Genomic DNA, 20,018 nt, shown 5'->3' on the forward strand with positions numbered 1-20,018 from the left:
ACGGCAAAACCTATTTCCGCAGAGCGAAAAAGTAAGAGTACTGAAAATGTCACGTGAAGATCGACAACTCATTGATTCCCTAGCGCGCGGGTTCGCTATCCTAGAATGTTTGTCGCGAGCTCGCCGGCCCTTGGGCAACGGGGAGATAGCCGCCTTGGTTGATCTTCCTCCGTCCTCGGTGAGCCGGTTGACGCATTCGCTAACAGTGCTCGGGTATATTCGCCGCAGCCCTTCACAGCGAACCTACGAGTTAACACCGAAGAATCTCATGCTCGGGTATCCCGTTTTGGCAGGCATGTCGCTACTCGATCGCGTGCGGCCCTATCTCAAGAGTATTAGTGAGCAAACCGGGGAGACCGTAACCTTAGCCGTGCGAGACGGCCTCTACTCCACCTTCGCGGAAGTGGTGCAGGGGGTAAACTTAGTGGCTGTCCGTCTTTCTACCGGTGCTCGCTTGCGGCTCGCGAATTCCGCATCGGGCATTGCCATGGTGTCGGCACTACCTGAGAAAGAAAAGCACACCGTGACGGCACGTATACGAGCTGAAATAACTCGCCGTGGCGAAGACCTAGCTGTTTTCAATAACAGTCTAGAAGAGTGCGAGGCGACTGGTGTAGCGATTGTACGGAATACCTGGCAGAAGGGCATTGGTGGAGTCGCAATTGCCGTTCAAGCTCAAGGTGAGCTTGGAGCACTGACGATGCCCGTAGCTACCGGTAGCGTCAGTGCAGAAGTGATGCACACCACCTTGGCCAGCACATTACGGGAGGCAGCGGAGACGATCAGCCCGGGTTACGAACCTCAGACGGGCTGATCATCCCATAAGCTTAGCCAGTGCGGGCAGATAAACCCAGTTGCGCACGACGACGCAGCCATTGACTAGGCCTATAGCGATCGTCGCCACTGAGAAGCTGAGCCTGTTCAAGAATGCGGTAGGTCACCTTTGAGCCCAAGTGATCAGCTAATTCCAGAGGCCCATAGGGATAATTCAGTCCCAAGCGCAACGCCAGGTCGATATCATCAATTTTGGCGAGCCCCATCTGAGCCATCTCACACCCTAAATTTGCCACCATAGCGGCGATGCGTTGGCCTACAAAGCCAGGTGAATCGCCTATCAGGCTTACCTGCCGTTTCTGGGCGAAGCACGCCACTACCGTTGCCACCATCTCGGCGTCATGACCAGGAGCCGCCATGATCGTTACCCGTTGCTCGCAGTCGCTCACCGTATCCACACATACAAGGCGGCGATGGTCTATGCCGTTGCGTACAGCGTAGGCTGAGGCGTCCTCGCCGACCGGAGCCGCCAACACCGGGGATTGGCCGTCATCCTCAACCAAAACCCGTGCGCCGCAGGCTTCAATTAGCCTCGAGAGCTTCGGCGTCTCACTATGTACGAATATAGCCTCGGCCGGGGGTGCGTTAACCTCGGCATCGGTTGATGGTGTGACTGCCCCATCACTATGATCATAGAAGCCCTGACCAGTCTTGCGTCCCAGCTGCCCCGTTTCCAGCATATAACGGTGAAGCGGAGTAGAGCGCAGGCGTGGATCGCCGAAGAAATTCTCGTGAACGAAGCGCGTCACAGGGAAGTTCACGTCCATCCCCGTGAGGTCCATCAACTCGAACGGCCCCATACGGAAGCCGAAACAGTCACGCATGATGGCATCCACCTGTGCCGGAGTAGCCACACCCTCGTGGACTATGGCGAGCGCCTCGGTCGTGTAGGCTCGCCCCCCAAAGTTAACCAAAAAGCCCGGCGTATCCTTGACTACTACTGGCACCCGACCAAGACGACCGCCAAGTTCAATGAGCGCATCCATTACCACTGCCGAGGTATCAGCGGCTTGAATAACTTCTACTAGCTTCATCGCCGGCACAGGGTTAAAGAAGTGCATCCCAGCCACCCGGTCCCGTCGCTTCAGACCGGCGGCTATCGCGCCAATAGGCAATGAAGATGTGTTCGATGCGAGTATGGCATCCTCACGCACCAATTCTTCTAGCTCTTTGAACAGCGCCGTCTTGACTTCGAGTTTTTCGACGATTGCTTCAATCACAACATCACAATCGGCCAATTCATTCAGGCCAGCCACAGGGAGCAAGTTAGCAGTGGCTACGTTGGCCTCCTCGGCACTCATCTTGCCGGCTGTGACACGCTTGGCGAAACGATCGCGTATCTTCTCGCAAGTTTCAGCGGCGGCGCCTTGGCGGGCATCATGTAAGCGCGTGCGTATACCGGCGGCAGCTGCAACTTGTGCAATTCCACCACCCATGGCGCCTGCGCCAACTACGCCAAGGGTAATTTCAGATGAATCCATCCCTTTCATGCTGACTCCTGCTGATTGGATGTGAGTTAAAGCAATGAGCGCGAAAGTCCACCGTCAACGGTGATGCTCTGGCCAGTCATGTAAGCGGCATGTCGTGAGCAGAGGAAGGCACAGACGTTGCCAAAGTCCTCCGGAAGCCCTAACCGACGCATTGGAACCGATTCAGCCATGCGTATCTTGGCCGCCTCTTCGCTGATGCCCTCCTTGGCAGCCTGAGCGGTATAGACACGGTGTAGAGCGCCGGTATCCATTAGTCCCGGCAGGAGATTATTGACGGTTACGCCAGAGGCGGCGACTTCACGGGCCAGGCTAGCCATGGCACCGGTCAGACCTGCCCTAACGCCAGTCGCCAAGCCCATATTGGGATAGGGCTCCCGCACGGTAAATGAGGTGACATTGACAATGCGACCAAAGCCCTCCTCCTTCATAGAGGGCAAGCACTGAACAGCGAAATCTAGGGCGGCGAGCATGTTAGTTTCTAACGCATTAAGCCAAGTATCGTGGGCATGGCTTTCCACGGGCCCCGGGGGGGGACCACCAGCATTGGTGACAAGAATACTGATCGGACCCACTGCGCGCGCCTCTTCGATAATACGACGACGCTCCGCGGGACGGGAGACGTCCCCAGACACTGACTTTACGCCCAGGCTCTCCGCGACCTGGGTGGCACGTTCAGCATCACGGCCATTGATGACCACGTTTACACCTGCAGACGCCAATGATTGAGCGCAGCTCAGCCCCAAGCCCTGGGTACCACCCAGGATAAGCGCGGTACGACCAGAAATTCCGAGATCCATAATGGTTCTCCTTTAGGTTTCACAGGAATGACGGAAGGAACAGGATGATCTGCGGGAACAATGCCAGTACCACTACCACAAGGCCAAAAATAACGATGAAGGGCAGCACCGAACGGTAGACAGCCTGTATCGGCACATCATTTGCTACCCCTTGCAGTGCAAAGAGGGTGTAGCCGAAAGGCGGGGTGATCCCCCCTACTGACATATTGATAAGGAAAATGGCCCAAAACCACATCGGATCGAAGCCCAGCGCGGAAACTATGGGCTGGTACAACGGCACCAGCAGAATCATGAGGGCGATTTGATCTATGAACATGCAAAGCACGAAAGGCAACGCCATCAGAGCAATAAACATCAGTACGAGAGGGATATCCAAGCCAGTGACCCAATCGACAAGCTCAAAGGTTACACCGCTCATGTTCAGCAACTGGCTGAAAGCCACGGAACTGACCATGATCACCATTATCATCCCCGTAATCATGGCAGTCGAACGAACAGCCTCAATTAGAGCCTTAAAGTCCAACTTAGCGAATATAGCGCAGATTATAGAGGCAACAATACACCCCATTGCAGCCGATTCAGTGGGCGTGGCTACACCTGCTAGAATTAGCCCTAGGATGGTTACGATAATCAATAAAAATGGAACAGCTCGAAGCAACAGTACTGCACGCTCACGCCACGGCAACGTCGTTTGCTGGCTTACCGGGGCCAGCGAGGGATTAAGCCAGCCACGGATGACTACGTAGAGAAAAAAGGCGAAAGCGAGTAGCAAGCCAGGAAGGACGCCGGCAATCAATAGTCCAGAGATGGATACCCCGGACAGAATGCCAAGGACCACCGCCATTACGCTGGGCGGAATGATGGGTGCCAGGCTAGAACCAGCCAAAATGGTGCCCATGGAAAGATCGCGATCATAGCCGCGCTTTCGCATCTCAGGTAGCAAAGAAGCCCCCATCATCGCCGCTACAGCCATTGCCGAGCCTGATAGGGCGCCGAACACAGCGGATAACATGATGCTCACCGCGTATAGACGCGCGCGAATATTACCTACCAGGGCATCAACGCCATTGAAAAGAATATTGACTGCACTTGAGCGGAACAGAATCTCTCCCAGAAAAATAAACAACGGGATCGCAGCGAGCGACAAACTGGTGCCGGTATTGTACATAGAGCTCACTACCATCATCACGCCATCGAAACTTCCTCTGAGAAAGTAGATTCCTAAAATATTTAAGGTGAGAAAGGAAAGGAAGATCGGCAGCCCGGTCGCAAATAACGCGAGCAGCATAAAAAGCGCCGCCGAGATTAGGGCATACCATTCCATCAGTTATTCTCGCTATTGGTCGGTTTAGCAGGCAAGAAGCTGGCTATAAAATGCCGTACGAAGTACAGGGCCATGCTGGTCAGCCCATAGGCCAAAGCCATCACTACAAACCACTTCGGTATCGGCGTGGCAGAAATCATCATTACACCACTTTCGTATAAACGTAGTGTTTCGTTGCCTGCGTACCAAGCAATAAGGAAGCAGACCACCGCGCCAAGGAGAGAAGTGAAGCGATTTATCCAACGTCCCCCCACCTCTGGGAGTGCCTCTACAATCGCATTCATGGATGCGTGGCTGCGCTTCAAGGTGAGCATAGGCGCGGCGAAAAAGGTCACCAGAGCAAAGCTCACAGCAGCAGTATCCGAAGTCCAGCTGACAGGAGACTCGAGTGCGTAGCGGCTGATTACTCCCCACCCCGTAGCTAGCGTCAGATACGTGACAGCCAACATTGCGATCCAAAAACTGAGATGGGTAAGACCGTCGTGCACGCGTGTAAAAGCGTGCACGACGGGGCTCAGAGACCCGGCCAAAGTACGTCTGATGCTCATTCCGCAGTTAGCCCTGCCTCAAGAGCGCGCTCATGAAACGCGGCACCGAGCTGGCCAGAGCGATCACGGACCTGCTTCCATATACCTTCAGCGAAGATAGCATCTACTTGGGGAGCCACTTCTGGACCAAACTCGGTGATCTCTAGGCCAGCCTCTTGCATGGCTGCATCTTCTTCGGCCCAAAGGGTCTCAAAGTGCTCACGACCAGAGATCTCTAGCTCATGTGCCACTTCAAGAATCAGGTTTTGGTCTTCCTCCGCAAGGTTGTTCCAGCTATCGAGATTCATGAACAAAGAAAGGTTGGTTACACCGAAGGTAGGCCGTGTCATGTAATCGGCCACTTCATACCAAGAGTAGTCCATGGCTCCGAAGACAGGCCAGGCCGCCCCATCTACCACTCCGCGATCTAGTGCTGAGTAGATCTCGCTTGCCGGAAGGGTAACTACCGCTCCATTAAGATCCTGCACCATGTCATGGTAAGTGGCCGAGGCGCGAATACTCATCCCGCTCAGGTCGCCTGATTCTCCGATCGGGTCACGTAATAGAAAGTGATAGCCAGAGGCGGCTGAGAATACCCCGATCAGCTTCAGGTTATGCTCATTCTGGTAGTGCTCATCAATCAGCTCGTAGATACCGCTTTCACGTCGTGCTTCTGGATCATCTTTTACAGCATCCATTCCAAAAGCCATGCCGGTCTCACCCAGATGGTAGGCACCATGGGTGAAAAGAAAGTCGAACATGCCCGTTGATACCGGCTGCAATTGCTCAAAAGGTGAAACCGTCTCCGGACCACGCATGCGAATACTCAAATCGCCTTCGGAGCGTTCTTCCACTTCTTCCATAAACCCTTCGGCAAAAACCGGCACTGCATTGTAGCTGGCTTCCCAGCTGGAAAGCATTGTCATCGGTCGGGCCTGCGTTGCCCCGGCAAAGGCCGCAACGGCCACCACGACACCAGAAACAAGAGTCTTCTTAAACATTATTCTACTCCCCACAATAGTGGATTAACTTTTCCAGCATACCGCATTGCAACAATCAGCCAGGAGGCCCGTATTTCGCAAACAATGCCAGAGCGAGAATAAATCATTCCGATGAACATGTATTTCGCTGTGCGGAAATCTTACGCTCACGTCAACGGCCGGTATGGCTTATTCGAAATTTCATTGACGCAAGCCACCGTGAGCAGGCGGAGACTGGTGCTGTTCATTGGAATGGGGTGCGGTCTGCGACGGTAGACTATTTTCCACTGAATACTGGACTTCGCTTTTCCTTGAATGCGGCTACCCCCTCGCGATAATCAGCGCTGCCACCGGCTTTCTTTTGCAGATCACGCTCCAGATCAAGCTGGGTGTTCATATCGTTATCTTCGGCGGCATCCAGCGCTTGCTTGATATAGGCCAGCCCTTTGGTCGGCTGTGTCGCTAGGTGCCTGGCAAGTGCCAGCGCATCCTCCATTAGGGCCTCGTCATCAACCACTTTCCAAATCATGCCCCATGCTTCTGCCTGCTCGGCGCTTAGCTTATCTCCGAGCAAGGCCAAGCCTCGGGCGCGAGCACGACCGACAAGACGGGGCAATAGCCATGTGCCACCAGAGTCGGGCACTAAGCCGAGCTTACAGAAGGCCTGGACAAAGCTCGCCGAGCGTGCCGCCAAGACGATGTCGCAATTCAATGCGAGGTTAGCTCCAGCACCAGCGGCGACTCCGTTGACGGCACAGAGCACGGGTATCTGGAGAGCGCGCAAACGTCGAATCAGAGGGTTGTAGTAGACTTCTAGGGAGTGTCCTAAGTCTGGCGCTTCGTCGTAGGGTCCAAACTTGCGCTCGGAAAGGTCCTGCCCTGTCGAAAAGCCGCGGCCGTGACCTGTCAAGAGGAGGCAACGCACCTTATTCTCGGCATCCACCCTATCCAAGGCCGCGTTCACTTCTTCATGCATTTGAACATTGAAGCTGTTAAGAGTCTTCGGGCGGTTCAGAGTAAGAACAGCGACACCGTCCAGAATGGAAAAGTCAATAGTTTCGAATTTCATGATTATCTCGTCTTTGTTTAGCCTGAATCGTGTACTTGCCACTCATATAAAGGGTTATACTTAAGTAGTATTTACCACCTCATCGATACACTCGACTAGCTAGCGGTTGCCAGGGGCCTATCGCCAGCTCCGCGGTCTGTAGTGGAAAACACCCGACTCAAAGCGTGCGCGTCGCATCATCAGGAACCTTCAGTTGCAGCTATAGGACAACCCGACGATGGCCAAGGCAGTTCAGCTTCTTGTGCGCTCCCCAGTAATTTCATCACGGATAACTGCAACTGGTTTGCGGCGGAGTCACTGTTGAGTAACCCACCTGCCTCATTCAACTTACAAGGCGAAAGAGTAAGGCGGCTGTCGTCAGCGAGGCCGTCATATATGCACCGTTCCACCGCAAGCCTATCTGCCCTGCCGTCAAGCCCGTGAATCGTGTCATTATCATCATTGCCGCCGTGAATGGCGATGACACCATGGTCAATGACCAGCCCACTAGCATGGCCGCCGCCAGCAGCGGCAAAGATACCCCCTCAAGCCCCACCTGGGCGACCATGCTGGTCAGGAAAGTCACGCTGATAATCGGGTTGACGCCGACCTGTGCGGTCACCACGATCGACAGCAGCGCCAGTATCGGCAACCAGCTGCCAAGAGAAACCAGCAGGGACGCTATCACTTCCAGCTGGGCAGGATCGAGAAGCGCCACGCTGAGATAACCCAGGTAGGCGCTAGACCCCAGCGCTACTACCTCATTGCCAATCCCCCCCAATACATCGTGCAAGCGGCGAACAAACAAGGCATTAGCCGCCCCCACACCGGCATAGCCAATACCGCGACACTGCCACGCCAGCCACAGCCAGGCCCCCAGCGGCACGCCTATCAATACAGCCTGAGGCAGCCGCAGCGAGAGCCCAGCGGCGATGGTGAACACAAGCATTACCAGTGCCAGCAGCAGCATGCTAAAGGCCACAAGCGGCATCAGTGAGGGGCGCTCGGACAACATAACACTACTTCTCGAGCGAGGGCCCGCAATCTGGTCGCAGGCCCAGCCCAGCATGAACAGCACGATTGCCGACCCAAGGAGATAGGGAAAAAGCTCGGCCCATGTCAGGGACTCAAGATTGCCCAACACTACCGCTACTCCGATACCCAACGGGGAGACCAACGGTGCCAGGGTGAAGCCACGCAAAGTTGCTAAGAGCATACGCTGGTGACGTACCTGCTGCAGCCACACGCGCCCCTGTGCCGAGCCTAGGGTATTAGCGCTGTTAATCATCGACATGAACAAGTTTAAAACGCCAAAGTTGAGCACGATGCCGAACAGCGTTGAACCCAGCGAGAGCATCGGGTAGCGCCAGGATGGCGGCTGCTTCAGTAAGCTCTGACCGCAGCGATGGATAAGTCGCGAGCGATAGGCCGGAAGGCGAAGTAACGCAAGTGCCGTCATGAAGGCAGCTAGGAAAACAAAGCCCCCAGCAGCTTCATGGAGCACCCTCCAGGGCGAGGGGAGCCGCCACAGAGCGATAAATGATACTGCGACACAGGCTAAAGCTAGTAGACGTGCCATCGAACTGAAACGGGTCCACCTCAGTATCAGGAAGCCCGCCATTAGAAGTTGGGCAAAGCTGGCGATAATCGTTAAATCGCTCAGGACATGCATGGCGACCAGTACGGCCACGCCGGCAAGCAGGCGGCTGGACCACACCTTCTCAATTGACATTTATGGTGGCGCTCATGTTTGACTATCTCTTTCCTGCCAACGTGCGAGCCGGCCACTTAGTGGCCGGCTCGGTATCCCTTATGCCCTAACTATCCCGGGGCCATAGCCCTGGCTTCATGCATGGCAACGCCATGAGTGTAACGAACCCCACCTCACCAACGATAGACTCGCGATACTCTCTGCCACCGTATAGACGCTGAGCGCATCTACCGTAATGGCTATCCGTACCAGACGGGGGATGTCATATCGCTCGACTTGGTCGATGCCAAGGAGGTTGTCGCGCATCTGCCTTTTCGGTCTCTATAGCATGGGTAACTAGGATCTCGATATAGGGTCTCTCAACTGGCGGTCTGGGCGGGAATGTCTCAATGTATATCCATCCTTCAGCCAAGGAAGAGAAGCTAATGACCACTGGTAAGTACTCTGATCGTAAGGCTTCAGCTGAACGCTTCTGACCGTGGCAATGCACTCAGGCGCCAGGAAGGAGATGCCCTTCGACAAAATCGTCTTGAAGCACATGCCAAGCGGCGGGATGTGACTATCCAGGCTATCCGCCGGCATCGCCGCGAGCATGTCGATTCCGATCATCAAGCTAGCGCTGCCCAGCGCCAGCTAACCTAATGGCTCTCCTAGCATCATCCCAAACTTTTTGCAGTCATTAACGTCACAAAACTTGAGAGTACGAGGCTAGTAACACAACGCGTGAGGGTGAGTGACCTTCCCCCTGGTTTAGGTCCGCTATCAATGTGAGAAACCGCTGCTTCATGCGCACTGCTCGGCATACGCTACCGGTGGCAAATAGCCCAGCGAGCTGTGCGGTCTGACATGGTTGTAGTGGGTTCTCCATTGTGTGATTTCGTGTCGTGCATCCGCCAGGCTCAAGAACCATTGCTGATTGAGACAGCCGTCTCGGAACTTGCCGTTGAAGCTCTCGATGAATGCATTCTGCGTCGGCTTGCCCGGCTGGATGAACGCCAGCGTCACCTTCCGCTCACGCGCCCAAAAGAACATTGCCTTGCTGGTCAGCTCCGGCCCGTTATCGCAAACAATTGAGGCTGGCAGTGAGCGCTGCTGCGCGATCTCGTCCAGGAACCGCGCCAAGCGACGTCCTGAAATAGACGTGTCCGTTAGTTGCCCGACACACTCGCGGCTGAAGTCGTCCACGATGTTCAGCACGCGAAACCGACGCCCCGAGGCCAACTGATCCGACACGAAGTCCATCGACCAGCGCTGGTTGGGGCGGTCCGGCAGTGGCATCGGTGTCCTTGGCCGGATCAGCTGCTTGCGACGCCGGATCCGAACTTGAAGGCCATGCTCACAATACAGCCGGTAGGTACGCTTGCGATTGATCACCAAGCCCTCCTGACGCAACAGTGCGTGCAGCAGCAGGTAGCCGTAGCGGGGATAGCAGGTCGCCAAGGCTTGTAGGCGTGCCAGAAGCGGCTCATCGTCACGCGGTATAGCCTGGTATCGAGCCACTGATCTGGCCAGGCCCAGCAACCGGCAGGCGCCTCGCTGGCTGAGCCAGCCGCCTGTCACCAGGTGCTTAACCGCACACCGCTTCGCTTCGGGCGTCACCACTTTCCCGAAACGATCTCCTTGAGCGCGGCATTATCGAGGGCGCTTTCCGCCAGCAGCTTCTTGAGCCGGGCGTTCTCGGTCTCCAGCTCGCGCAGGCGCTTGGCCTCCGACACCTCCATGCCGCTGTACTTGGCCTTCCAGCGGTAGATGGTCTGCTCGGTCACGCCGTTCTGCCGGGCCAGCTCGGCGATCGAGACGCCGCGCTCGTTGGCCTTGAGAATGCTGATGATCTGCTCTTCGGTATGTCGGTTACGCTTCATCGCAAGATCTCCTGCTATCAGGATAAACGTAGCGGAAATCTCACATTGACGGTGGACCGGTTTCTGGGGGGAAGGTCACCACGAACCGCATGCCTACCTGAAAGACGTGCTGACTCGATTGCCGGCGCATAAGGCCAGCCAGATCCATGAACTTCTGCCCCTGTATTGGAAGCCAGTGGATTTATTACTCGCAAAGGGTGATGGCCGGCCGCTTACGACTAGCAAACTGCGATGACAGTTAGGGTTGCTTCTCGTCTACTCTCGAGCGCATCAAGCTTTTTTCATGCTTTGGCCAGGGCATTTGAGGGAAGCTAAGGATATCTGAGCGGCCACAGCCGCGAGGTGTGCACTAGTGCGAGGATCCAGACAGTATCGCCCTCCAGCTCGTACACGATTCGATAGTTTTCGTGAGGAAATAACTCTCGCGTACCCGGTACGATGCCTGGCCTACCCTGCTCAGGGAAATCCGCTAAGCGATCAGCCGCAGCGCTGAAGCGCTGATCAATATTGAAAGCTGCTTGCGGGTTACGCTCCTCCAGGTAGTCCCAGATTGCTACACGGTCAGTAACCGCTTTAGTCGTCCAGAGTACTCTCAAGATTCACTCTCAAACCGCGCACGTCGAGCAGCGAATTGTGCCTCTACCTCAGCGTTACTCAGCCCCTCACCGGCCTCCTTGGAGCGCCTGGCTGCATCCACCTTTCCACGCAGAAACGACTCGTACTCTCGCGCTTCGCGCTGGCGCTGAATGTACTCTCGCATCAGCTCACGCACCACCTGTGACGCCGGACGGTGCGAAGCCTCGGCTTCGGCAATGAACTGATCGCGAAGCTCGGGCTCTAGCTTCATCGTAAACACAGATTGCTTCGCCATGTCGCATGGCCTCCTGCTAGGCTTGATGTATACAAAGTATATACTTCGTTAGTACCAACGACAAGGAGCCACCCTGCAGCGGTGGATGATCTCAACAAGGCCACGCAGGCGGCCATGGATATGCCCCGCAACTCCCATCCTGACAACTATTTCGATTGGTGTACTGTCACCTGCCGATGGGTACCGATGTATGTGTCCGGTGAACACACCTTCCGCTGAGCCGCGACTTCGATGACGGCGGCCACGTCTTCTTCCCTAACATCGTCAAGCTGATAGCGCCCTATGCCGCAATCCTGGCATTACTAGCCGTCTTCCCGGGGTCACCTAAAGTGTAAAAACCCGTAAAAGCTGGGTCCGCCTATTAAAAACAGCGCAGAGTTCAACCTCTGCGCTGTTTTTGCTGGCTGCGCTCGTGGTCAAAGCATCCTGCCCTAGGAACGGTTGAGTCAAGCATCGTCCACGGTCGTTGTGGGCACAGGAATAGGCTCTGTTGGTGGGGGCCGGCGGTTATCAGTTGAGCAGTGCAAGGTCCGCCAGCTTCTTGGCGAGCGTATGCTTGCCGTTCTCGGATAGGAGCACGACGTCCTGGGTCATCATCGAGAAGTAGGCCTTCACCAGCGGATGATCGACCGTAACTGGTAGCGGGTCAGCCCGAGCCTCATCGGACTTACGATACAGCATGATGTCGTAGAAGCGCGAGAATCCGAACTTCGGGTCCAACGGCTGTAGGCTGGGCACGAAGTAGCGCAGGTACATCTCGTTCCGGCCTTCTATGAAGACGAAATCGCCACGGCCGCGCTGCCACATAGTTTATATCCCGGCTCACATCTTAGCGCTGAGAGGCTTGGGGGCTCTTGTCTGCAAAAAGCACAATGTCGCCCAGGTGGATGCGCACCAACCCAAGGAGAGCGATATGCGTACCTTGGCCGATGTACAGCGCACAGGAAGCGAACTGTTGGCTCGCGTCGAGAACGAGAGTCAGACGCAGCGCTGGTATTGCAAGCCGATACCCACGAACAATTCCCGACATAAAATTAGGTACCAACGATGCCCAAGCGGCCTCCCCTTCGCCAAACTCGGCATTTTGCCATATATTCAGGGCATAATGCCGCATCGCGAGGATTGATCATGCAGGCCCTGACGAAAGAACGCGAACACGAGCGCGACATAGAAGAGGACGTCCTGGAGCTCCTGGGAGGGCAAGAAGGTGACACCCTGGACGCGCTGATCCGGTCAGGCATCCCTCTTTCGGTTCTGGACAAGCTTGCCCAGCATGGCATCGATGCCGGCCGTCTGGGGATCATCAATCCTCGTACCCTGCGTCACCGCCGCCAGAAGTCTGAACCACTGAGCAGCGATGAAGGCGATCGGCTATATCGCGTGGGCCGCATCGTCGTACTGGCTGAGGATGTTTTCGGTAACCAGGACAAAGCGGCCGCGTGGCTGAATAAGCCTCGCAGAGCCCTAGACGGGCGAAATGCGTTAGAAGCTGTCAAGACGACTCCCGGCTACCAGGCGGTTGAGGAACTGCTGGAGCAGCTGCGCCATGGGTACGTAGCATGACCCAAGGCAGTCTCTGGCGGATCTCTCAATTTCAGGATCTCTCGGGCATTGGCGGCACCAAGGTGGCAGGGCGTTGGCATAACAAGGGCCGACCCATCGTCTATCTTGGCGACTGTCCAGCCATTTGTCTGCTTGAAATTCTGGTGCACATGGAAGGGGCACCAGACGAACTTCCCAAGGCATTCACGCTGCTTCGATTGGATCTCCCGATGGACGCACTGGGAAGCGCCCTCACGGTTGAACTGGATGCGAACTGGCGCGATGACCTGAACAGCACCCGGCGCCTTGGTGACGATTGGCTTGCCGCTGGAGAGTCTCTTCTGCTTCGCGTGCCTTCTTCCATCGTTCCGCACAACATGAACTATCTCTTCAACCCACTATATCCCGATGCAGGCAAGGCGGTTCTGTCCAGTGAGTCATTTCCGGCTGACCGACGGCTTTATCCTCAGGTTTGACGGAGCAGGAAAGATGACAGGACAACCGCAAGATCGCGAGAACCCACCGGCGGGTTATCACCACTACGCTTCAACCATCTCGCGGCGTCCTGCCCGAGCGTTCTTGGCGTAGCTCCCTCGGGACCTTGCGTTGCCCTGTTGATAGGGCAAGCGTAGCTGCAAGTGTCGTGCGGATCGCGCTCATGGTGCTTTTTCTTTTGCTTATATATCTTCAGCAAAAAGTGAGCTTGGTCCGATACCCCCTAGCCCAACCTTTTGATACTTTGCCGCCACTGGCGGCGAAAAAGGGGTCCATGCGACGCTCAGGGATAGCCTAGGGCGCCCCTAGATAGCTTCGTCGATTCCTGCTGCTGGCAGTAGAGGCCTGCATTCATCTCATGTGTTTGACGAGGTGGCTTGATCAAGCTCTCTGCCGGAATCCAGAACATCTCGTGGAGCTTCCAGACCATGGCCAAGGTCAGGTTGCGCTTACCGATCGCCGGCTCCAGATCCTTGGCGTAAGCCCTTCCTGATCCATGCGGAACCTGATGGCCTCGATGGGATCCGTTAGGTCCACGGTAATCGCTTCGCTTCGTAGGCTTCGACCTGGGTCAGCAGAATCACTACCGATCGCCCCGTTCTGATCTTAGATGTCTTCAAGACCCTGCTGCAGTTTGATGGCGATCACGTCGACAGTAGCACCTTGCCTTTTCTTTTCACCCGGTTGCAGTATCGCCAGGTGCGTGTCAACGCATTTGACACATTGACTGATTTATTTAGCCTTCCTCAGCGCTCTAAGAGCCCACTCTGTTCAACGAGCCCCTTCAAACGGTCGATAAAGAAGCTCACTTCAGCAGTACCCCCGGTTTTTCTTAACAAGCCTATGCTCATCCCAGGAACCTCTTCAGCCAATTCCCGCCTCGAAATATGATCCCCTTCGAGCGACCACGGGCGAAACACCAGACTAGATAGAATTGTGATGCCGATTCCCATGCCCACAAGGCTGCGGACCGCTTCGATAGAATGGCTGCGCAACTCGACTTTAGGGCGGTGAGGCTGACATTGCCAATAACGCTCCCAAGTAGTTGTATGGTCATCCATCTCTAGAAGAATGAAGGGATATTCGCATACGTCGCTTAACTCGACATGGCTGCGACGCATCAGCGGATGGCCGGTCGGAGCCCATAAGCGCCGTGGCGTCTCAAACAGCTTCTCACAATGAAGGTCATCCGCTGGAGGTACATTATCAATAACCATCAGGCCGATATCGATCTCATCGGCACGCAATCGTCGTTGGGTTTCACTGATGCTGCTTTCAGAGACCTCAAGGCGAACTCCGCTCAGGTAATCCAGTTGCCCCTGAAACAGGCGTGGCAGCATGTAAGCAGATATGGTCTCCGTAACCCCAAGACGCAATGTACCGCTCAGCTCAGCCGGAAACGAGCGCACACTCGCCCTGGCCTGTTGTGCCTCGCGCAACATGCGCTCCGCATGTTGCTGCAGGGCCTGCCCCGCGGCGGTAGGTAGCAATCCCTTCGAATGGCGTGTGAACAGCCCGCAACCAAGATCCTGCTCTAATGCCTTGATCGAGGCCGACATTGAGGGCTGGGAGATATAGCAGCGCTTGGCCGCTTGGGAGAGGGAACCAGTTTCGATAATGGCGATAAAATGGCGCAATTGCTGAAATGTCATATAGACAAAGCCTATGCCAAGGTAATCAAAATAGATATTAGCTTGTTTTGTCGAGGCAATGGTAGGTTCACTGGAAACCCAGCCCAACGAGTGAATCATGGCAAAGGCAGCAGCGATCCCGGGCTTTTGTACGTTATGCCGCTCCCGTTGCGGAACGCTCAATCACGTTCGGGATGACAGGCTCATTGCCGTCGAACCGCTACAGGACCACCCCACCGGGCGAGGTATGTGCGCCAAGGGCCGCGCCGCGCCTGAGTTGATTGAGCATCCTGAGCGCATCCTCTTCCCGCTCAAGCGAACCCGTCCCAAGGATGGCGGCGATCCTGGCTGGGTACGTATCAGCTGGGACGAGGCACTAGATGAGATTACTAACCGCTTGAGAGAAATACGCTCGCGCGGTCCGGAGCGTGTCGCCTTTGCCGTTACGACCCCCAGCGGCACACCCATGTCCGATAGTATTGACTGGGTGGAGCGCTTCATTCGCCGCTTTGGTAGTCCCAATACCATTTACGGCACTGAGATTTGCAACTGGCATAAAGATGTCGCCCACGCATTCACCTTCGGCTGCGGCATGCCCAACGCCGATTATGCCAATGCGCGGCTCAACATTCTTTGGGGACATAACCCGTCTCATGTCTGGCTCTCCCAGGCAGGCGAGCTGGGTGCGGGAAAACAGAACGGCGCTCAGCTGCTGGTTATCGATCCACGCGAAACCTCCCATGCTCGCCAAGCCGACATGTGGCTAGCGCCTCGCCCGGGTACGGATGGTGCTCTGGCACTCGCCTTGGCCCACCAATTGATCCTCACAGGTCGCTTCGATGAAAGCTTTGTGCGCCGCTGGAGCAATGCCGTCCTGCTGGTGGATGAGGCCAACGGCCGCCTGGTCAGGGATCCCCACGATCGCGAGTGTTTCATGGCTTGGGATACCGAGCGCCGAAAGCCCATAAGCTTGGACACTCGCCTCCCCTCCTCCGAGGCTGCGGCCGCCCAGCTCGCTTTGGAGGGGGAATATGAATTACACCTTGAGGGCTCGGCGCCTATTCGCTGCCGCCCCGCTTGGGAACACTATCGCAAGGCCTGCGCAGAATGGTCGCTGTCCCGGGCGTCGACCGAAACCGGTGTGAATGCTGAGAAGATTGTTCAAGCTGCTGAGCTAATCGCCAAGGCGGGCGATGCCATTAGCTACCACAGCTGGACCGGTATAGGCCACCATACGAACGCCACCCAGACGGAGCGTGCGATCGCCACGTTGTATGCTTTGACTGGCAGCTTCGACCGCCCGGGCGGCAACCGGCGGTGGAATACTCCACCGGTCAATCGTGTCAATGACCTGGAATTGATGCCAGCGGGACAGCGCGAAAAGGCCTTGGGACTCGACAAGCGCCCTCTCGGCCCTGCGACGAGCGGCTGGGTCACGGCAGAGGATGTCTATACAGCCATTGAAAGCGGTGCGCCTTACCCCATCGAAGCGCTGTTCTGCTTCGGCAGCAACATACTTGTTTCACAGCCCGACCCAAAACACGGCAAACGAGCGCTGTCGAAGCTCAGCTTTCATGTTCATTGCGATCTTTACCACAATCCTACCAATGCCTATGCGGACATCCTGCTTCCAGTCAGTACGCCATGGGAACGTGAAGGATTACGCACCAGCTTCGAAATCAATGCAAAGGCTGCCAGTCATGTGCAGCTACGCCCCGCCATGATTACCCCACGTGGCGAATCCCGCGCTGACTACCAGATAGCACTAGACCTCGGCTGCCGTTTAGGCATGGAAGAGGATTTCTTCCATGGCGACATCGAACGAGGGTGGAACCATATACTCGCCCCGTCGGGGCTAGACGTCGCTACGCTGCGCCGACACCCAGCGGGGATCCGTCTACCGCTGCAACAGTTGTCCGAGAATCACGCAACCATTAACGAACAGGGACACTGCCAGGGCTTCACCACACCTAGCCGTCGCGTTGAATTCTATTCCCAAACACTGGCTGAGCACGGCTACCCCGGCGTCCCACGTCACGTGCCGCCATTCCCTGCAACTCGCTCAGAGCGTCCCTTTACATTGATAACGGTGAAGAACGGTTATTACTGCCATTCTCAGCAGCGCCAATTAGTATCCCTGCGCCGTCGTGCACCCGAGCCGAGCGTATCGATCTCCCCGACACTGGCCCAGAGCAAGGGGCTAGTGGAAGGCGCCTGGGCGGAAGTCCTTGGCGAGCAAGGCAGCGCCCGGCTACGTGTACAACTGGACGAGAGCCTGCGCGACGATCTTGTGGTAGCTGAGTATGGCTGGTGGCAAGCGTGCGAAGACCTGGGACTTCCCAGCTATGAACTACATGGCCCTACCTCCAGCAACGTCAACGCGGTGATTTCTACCCGCAAGCGTGACCCAGTAAGCGGGGCCCTGCCACTACGTAGCGCACCTTGTGAGCTGCGCCCGCTGGAGGCTCCCGGGACGCGTTGGAGTGGCTTGCGCACCATGCGGATCGTCGACAAGACCCAGGAGGCCGAGGATGTCGTATCCCTATGGCTAGCCCCACTGGATGAAGGGCCACTCCCTTCGTATCTCCCCGGACAGCATGCCACCTTTTGCTTTGCCATCGCCGGCGAGCAAGTTGAACGCACCTACTCACTCTCTGGCCCTGCGCCTGCGAGCATGACTACGACGGCGCGCTACCGCATAAGTGTGCGTCGATCCCCCCGCAATGGGGGTGCGACAAGTGTCTCACAACATATCCATGATGAGCTGTACCCGGGCATGGAGATCGGCATGAAAATGCCAAGTGGCATCTTCACCCTGCCCCTGCATCACCGTCAGCCGATAATCATAGTTGCGGGTGGAATTGGCATCACCCCCTTCCTTGCGTTGCTCGAAACTCTCTATGAGCGAGGCATGCAAAATGAAATGCCCGAAATTACCCTCTTTTATGCCAACCGTGACAGTAAGAGCCACGCCTTCAACCAACGGCTCGACGAATTGCAGCGCGCCCTGCCGCGCCTAAGTGTAGTCACGCTTTATAGCGAGCCCAGCGCGGCTGATATCGCGGCTCAAGCGTTCGATCATGCTGGGTTTGTCGATGGTCAACTGCTCGATGCTAGCTGGGTAAAGCGGCGCGCGCGGTTCTTCCTGTGCGGCCCTGGCGCCATGATGGACGCCCTGCGCGAACTGCTAGAAACCCAGGGCGCGATGTCCACCGAAATCTTCCACGAGGCCTTCGCCGCTCCCCCCCGACGAGCGCTGAACGACATACAACCTCGGCAGGTACTGCTGGCACGCTCTCAGCGCGAGTTCACTTGGCATCCAGAGCACGGCAGCCTGCTGGAGAGCGCAGAAAAGCATGGCCTGAGCCTGCCCAGCGGCTGCCGGGTTGGTCAATGTGAAAGCTGCGCGCTCAACCTGCTGGAGGGGGAATCATATTCCCTTGCTGGCTTATCACCGGAGGATGGCCAATGCCTAACCTGCCAGTCGGTTCCTCTTACTGATCTCACTCTGGATGCCTGATTCCTGACCCTTTTTTTCAACCCTGGAGCGATAATAATGCTAAAAGTTTTTACCAACTTTAGTGTACGGCTGTTCGATCGTTACTTGCCCGATCCCTTTGTGCTCGTGGCCCTAATCACCTTGACGGTGTTTCTCGCCGGCATGGTCTTTGAAGGGCAGAGCCCCGTGGCGATGCTCGACCATTGGATGGGCGGCTTCTGGATGCTACACACTTTCGCCATGCAGATGGCACTGATCCTGCTTACCGGCTTCATCGTTGCCAAGGCGCCGCTGTTCACAAGACTAGTGAGCGTCATTGCCGGCTACGCTCGGACTCCGGAGCGAGCCATCATGCTGGTCACGCTGATCTCTCTAATCGCCACTTGGATTAATTGGGGAATAGGCCTAGTGATCGGTGCCATCCTTGCCCGGGAGTTAGCACGGCGAGTGCCGAAGGTCGATTACCGGCTGCTGATTGCCAGTGCCTACTCCGGCTTCCTCATTTGGCATGGCGGGCTCTCCGGTGCGGTACCGTTGACGCTAGCGACTCCAGGCCACTTCCTGGAGGAGAGTGTCGGTCTTATTCCTACCAGCCAAACGCTGCTCAGCAACTTTAACCTGCTGATCGTCGCCGCGCTGTTGATCGTCCTGCCCTTGACCAATCGTCTCATGATGCGCGGCATCGACACGCCAGTGACACTGCAAGAGTTGGTGCCAGAAACGCCGCCGACCCGCCAAGGTGAGGAACGTAATGAGGAGACCATACGTCCCGCCCAGCGGTTGGAGCGCTCAGTATGGCTGGCTAGATTGATAAGCATAATGGGGCTTGCCGCCCTGGCGGTTTACGCATTGGCCAATGGTGGCGGTCTCAACTTGGATGTTGTTATTTTCGCCATGCTGTTCATCGGCATTTTGCTGCACGGCAGCCTTCGCCACTACCTCGATTGCTTGCAAGAAGGTATCTCCGGTACCAGCGGCGTGCTGATTCAGTTCCCTTTCTATGCCGGTATCATGGGTATGATGAGCGCCTCAGGCCTAACCTCATCCATTGCTGAGGTCTTCATAGATAACGCCACTGCGGCTACCCTGCCCGTACTGAGCTTTCTCTCCGCGGGATTCATCAACATCTTTGTTCCCTCCGGCGGCGGTCAGTGGGCGGTGCAAGGGCCCGTATTAATGGAAGCGGCGAAGGCGCTCAATGCTGATATCAGTAAAGTCGCCATGGCCTTCGCCTGGGGCGATAGCTGGACAAACATGCTGCAGCCTTTCTGGGCGCTGCCTGCCTTGGCCATCGCCGGGCTCAAGGCGCGCGATATCATGGGCTTCTGTGCCATCATCTTGATCGTCTCGGGCATTCTTATCGGCGGCGCGCTAGTGGTCTCTCCCTGACGCAGCACACTCCACTTT

17 protein-coding genes and 1 pseudogene are annotated in these 20,018 nt (G+C 56.3%); 6 read left to right on the plus strand and 12 right to left on the minus strand.

The window, feature by feature from the left end; all coding sequences use genetic code 11:
- Positions 1 to 46 precede the first annotated feature (46 nt).
- On the plus strand, positions 47 to 814 hold the full coding sequence (locus tag JH15_RS15775; RefSeq protein ID WP_043532079.1) for an IclR family transcriptional regulator: 768 nt from the start codon (positions 47 to 49) through the stop codon (positions 812 to 814).
- Positions 815 to 827: 13 nt separating this feature from the next.
- On the opposite strand, the gene JH15_RS15780 is transcribed toward JH15_RS15775, so the two are convergent.
- The 8 genes from JH15_RS15780 to JH15_RS15815 form a co-directional block, all read right to left on the minus strand.
- Positions 828 to 2,324 (minus strand): 3-hydroxyacyl-CoA dehydrogenase, encoded by a 1,497-nt coding sequence (locus JH15_RS15780; protein WP_052384180.1) that lies wholly within the window; start codon positions 2,322 to 2,324, stop codon positions 828 to 830.
- 26 nt (positions 2,325 to 2,350) lie between these two features.
- Positions 2,351 to 3,121: an SDR family oxidoreductase gene (locus tag JH15_RS15785; RefSeq protein ID WP_043532080.1), complete on the minus strand. Its 771-nt coding sequence runs from the start codon at positions 3,119 to 3,121 to the stop codon at positions 2,351 to 2,353.
- A 19-nt stretch (positions 3,122 to 3,140) separates the two neighbouring features.
- Positions 3,141 to 4,445: a TRAP transporter large permease gene (locus tag JH15_RS15790; protein WP_043532081.1), complete on the minus strand. Its 1,305-nt coding sequence runs from the start codon at positions 4,443 to 4,445 to the stop codon at positions 3,141 to 3,143.
- The gene (locus JH15_RS15795; RefSeq protein WP_052384181.1) at positions 4,445 to 4,993 is read right to left on the minus strand and encodes a TRAP transporter small permease; all 549 of its coding nucleotides are present in this window, start codon (positions 4,991 to 4,993) and stop codon (positions 4,445 to 4,447) included. The genes JH15_RS15790 and JH15_RS15795 overlap by 1 nt, the downstream gene beginning before the upstream one ends.
- Positions 4,990 to 5,973 carry a TRAP transporter substrate-binding protein DctP gene (gene dctP / locus JH15_RS15800; protein ID WP_043532083.1) on the minus strand — a complete coding sequence of 328 codons (984 nt, stop codon included), beginning with the start codon at positions 5,971 to 5,973 and terminating at the stop codon, positions 4,990 to 4,992. The genes JH15_RS15795 and dctP overlap by 4 nt, the downstream gene beginning before the upstream one ends.
- 256 nt (positions 5,974 to 6,229) lie before the next feature.
- Positions 6,230 to 7,021, minus strand: coding sequence for a 2-(1,2-epoxy-1,2-dihydrophenyl)acetyl-CoA isomerase PaaG (gene paaG / locus JH15_RS15805; RefSeq protein WP_043532085.1), 792 nt, complete (start codon positions 7,019 to 7,021; stop codon positions 6,230 to 6,232).
- Between the two features lie 322 nt (positions 7,022 to 7,343).
- A complete protein-coding gene (locus tag JH15_RS18160) occupies positions 7,344 to 8,459 on the minus strand; it encodes a hypothetical protein (RefSeq protein WP_197053346.1) in 1,116 nt (371 codons plus the stop codon).
- A 1,035-nt stretch (positions 8,460 to 9,494) separates the two neighbouring features.
- Positions 9,495 to 10,573 (minus strand): IS3 family transposase gene (locus tag JH15_RS15815; protein ID WP_156105347.1). Its coding sequence is split into 2 segments (ribosomal slippage): positions 9,495 to 10,318 and positions 10,318 to 10,573, totalling 1,080 coding nucleotides; the frame shifts between segments, so codons are not numbered across the junction.
- 79 nt (positions 10,574 to 10,652) lie between these two features.
- Between JH15_RS15815 and JH15_RS18700 the strand changes: the two are divergent.
- A pseudogene (locus JH15_RS18700) lies at positions 10,653 to 10,808 on the plus strand (transposase domain-containing protein); the annotation flags it as partial.
- 76 nt (positions 10,809 to 10,884) lie between these two features.
- Here the strand turns inward: JH15_RS18700 and JH15_RS17925 are convergent.
- The 3 genes from JH15_RS17925 to JH15_RS15830 form a co-directional block, all read right to left on the minus strand.
- Positions 10,885 to 11,169 carry a type II toxin-antitoxin system RelE/ParE family toxin gene (locus JH15_RS17925; RefSeq protein ID WP_081949079.1) on the minus strand — a complete coding sequence of 95 codons (285 nt, stop codon included), beginning with the start codon at positions 11,167 to 11,169 and terminating at the stop codon, positions 10,885 to 10,887.
- Complete coding sequence (locus JH15_RS15825) at positions 11,166 to 11,444, minus strand: hypothetical protein (protein WP_043532099.1); 279 nt, start codon at positions 11,442 to 11,444, stop codon at positions 11,166 to 11,168. The genes JH15_RS17925 and JH15_RS15825 overlap by 4 nt, the downstream gene beginning before the upstream one ends.
- A 510-nt stretch (positions 11,445 to 11,954) precedes the next feature.
- The gene (locus JH15_RS15830; RefSeq protein ID WP_043532101.1) at positions 11,955 to 12,251 is read right to left on the minus strand and encodes a hypothetical protein; all 297 of its coding nucleotides are present in this window, start codon (positions 12,249 to 12,251) and stop codon (positions 11,955 to 11,957) included.
- Positions 12,252 to 12,572: 321 nt separating this feature from the next.
- On the opposite strand from JH15_RS15830, the gene JH15_RS15840 reads away from it, so the two are divergent.
- Together JH15_RS15840 and JH15_RS15845 are read left to right on the plus strand one after the other, a co-directional pair.
- Positions 12,573 to 13,007, plus strand: a complete 435-nt coding sequence (locus JH15_RS15840) for an antitoxin Xre/MbcA/ParS toxin-binding domain-containing protein (RefSeq protein WP_052384182.1) — start codon at positions 12,573 to 12,575, stop codon at positions 13,005 to 13,007.
- The gene (locus tag JH15_RS15845; RefSeq protein WP_043532104.1) at positions 13,004 to 13,462 is read left to right on the plus strand and encodes an RES family NAD+ phosphorylase; all 459 of its coding nucleotides are present in this window, start codon (positions 13,004 to 13,006) and stop codon (positions 13,460 to 13,462) included. Before JH15_RS15840 ends, JH15_RS15845 begins: the two co-directional genes overlap by 4 nt.
- 765 nt (positions 13,463 to 14,227) lie before the next feature.
- Here the strand turns inward: JH15_RS15845 and JH15_RS15855 are convergent.
- On the minus strand, positions 14,228 to 15,232 hold the full coding sequence (locus tag JH15_RS15855; RefSeq protein ID WP_081949080.1) for a LysR family transcriptional regulator: 1,005 nt from the start codon (positions 15,230 to 15,232) through the stop codon (positions 14,228 to 14,230).
- Between JH15_RS15855 and JH15_RS15860 the strand changes: the two genes are divergently transcribed.
- A complete protein-coding gene (locus JH15_RS15860) occupies positions 15,231 to 18,632 on the plus strand; it encodes a molybdopterin-dependent oxidoreductase (protein ID WP_043532106.1) in 3,402 nt (1,133 codons plus the stop codon). The two genes, JH15_RS15855 and JH15_RS15860, sit on opposite strands and share 2 nt — an antisense overlap.
- Positions 18,633 to 18,668: 36 nt before the next feature.
- Entirely contained in the window at positions 18,669 to 20,000 is a 1,332-nt protein-coding gene (locus JH15_RS15865) for a short-chain fatty acid transporter (protein ID WP_043532108.1), read from the plus strand.
- Positions 20,001 to 20,018 lie beyond the last annotated feature (18 nt).

The sequence above is a fragment of the Litchfieldella xinjiangensis genome (assembly GCF_000759345.1).
GTDB classification, from domain to species: domain Bacteria; phylum Pseudomonadota; class Gammaproteobacteria; order Pseudomonadales; family Halomonadaceae; genus Litchfieldella_A; species Litchfieldella_A xinjiangensis.

Excerpts from the sequence above, each read along its gene's own strand:
- JH15_RS15790 (WP_043532081.1), bottom strand. The coding sequence starts at position 4,445 with ATGGAATGGTATGCCCTAATCTCGGCGGCGCTTTTTATGCTGCTCGCG.
- JH15_RS15830 (WP_043532101.1), bottom strand. The coding sequence starts at position 12,251 with ATGTGGCAGCGCGGCCGTGGCGATTTCGTCTTCATAGAAGGCCGGAAC.
- JH15_RS15845 (WP_043532104.1), top strand. The coding sequence starts at position 13,004 with ATGACCCAAGGCAGTCTCTGGCGGATCTCTCAATTTCAGGATCTCTCG.
- JH15_RS15855 (WP_081949080.1), bottom strand. The coding sequence starts at position 15,232 with ATGATTCACTCGTTGGGCTGGGTTTCCAGTGAACCTACCATTGCCTCG.
- JH15_RS15840 (WP_052384182.1), top strand. The coding sequence starts at position 12,573 with ATGCAGGCCCTGACGAAAGAACGCGAACACGAGCGCGACATAGAAGAG.
- paaG (WP_043532085.1), bottom strand. The coding sequence starts at position 7,021 with ATGAAATTCGAAACTATTGACTTTTCCATTCTGGACGGTGTCGCTGTT.
- JH15_RS18160 (WP_197053346.1), bottom strand. The coding sequence starts at position 8,459 with ATGACGGCACTTGCGTTACTTCGCCTTCCGGCCTATCGCTCGCGACTT.
- JH15_RS15825 (WP_043532099.1), bottom strand. The coding sequence starts at position 11,444 with ATGGCGAAGCAATCTGTGTTTACGATGAAGCTAGAGCCCGAGCTTCGC.
- JH15_RS15860 (WP_043532106.1), top strand. The coding sequence starts at position 15,231 with ATGGCAAAGGCAGCAGCGATCCCGGGCTTTTGTACGTTATGCCGCTCC.
- JH15_RS15785 (WP_043532080.1), bottom strand. The coding sequence starts at position 3,121 with ATGGATCTCGGAATTTCTGGTCGTACCGCGCTTATCCTGGGTGGTACC.
- JH15_RS15780 (WP_052384180.1), bottom strand. The coding sequence starts at position 2,324 with ATGAAAGGGATGGATTCATCTGAAATTACCCTTGGCGTAGTTGGCGCA.
- dctP (WP_043532083.1), bottom strand. The coding sequence starts at position 5,973 with ATGTTTAAGAAGACTCTTGTTTCTGGTGTCGTGGTGGCCGTTGCGGCC.
- JH15_RS15865 (WP_043532108.1), top strand. The coding sequence starts at position 18,669 with ATGCTAAAAGTTTTTACCAACTTTAGTGTACGGCTGTTCGATCGTTAC.
- JH15_RS15775 (WP_043532079.1), top strand. The coding sequence starts at position 47 with ATGTCACGTGAAGATCGACAACTCATTGATTCCCTAGCGCGCGGGTTC.
- JH15_RS15795 (WP_052384181.1), bottom strand. The coding sequence starts at position 4,993 with ATGAGCATCAGACGTACTTTGGCCGGGTCTCTGAGCCCCGTCGTGCAC.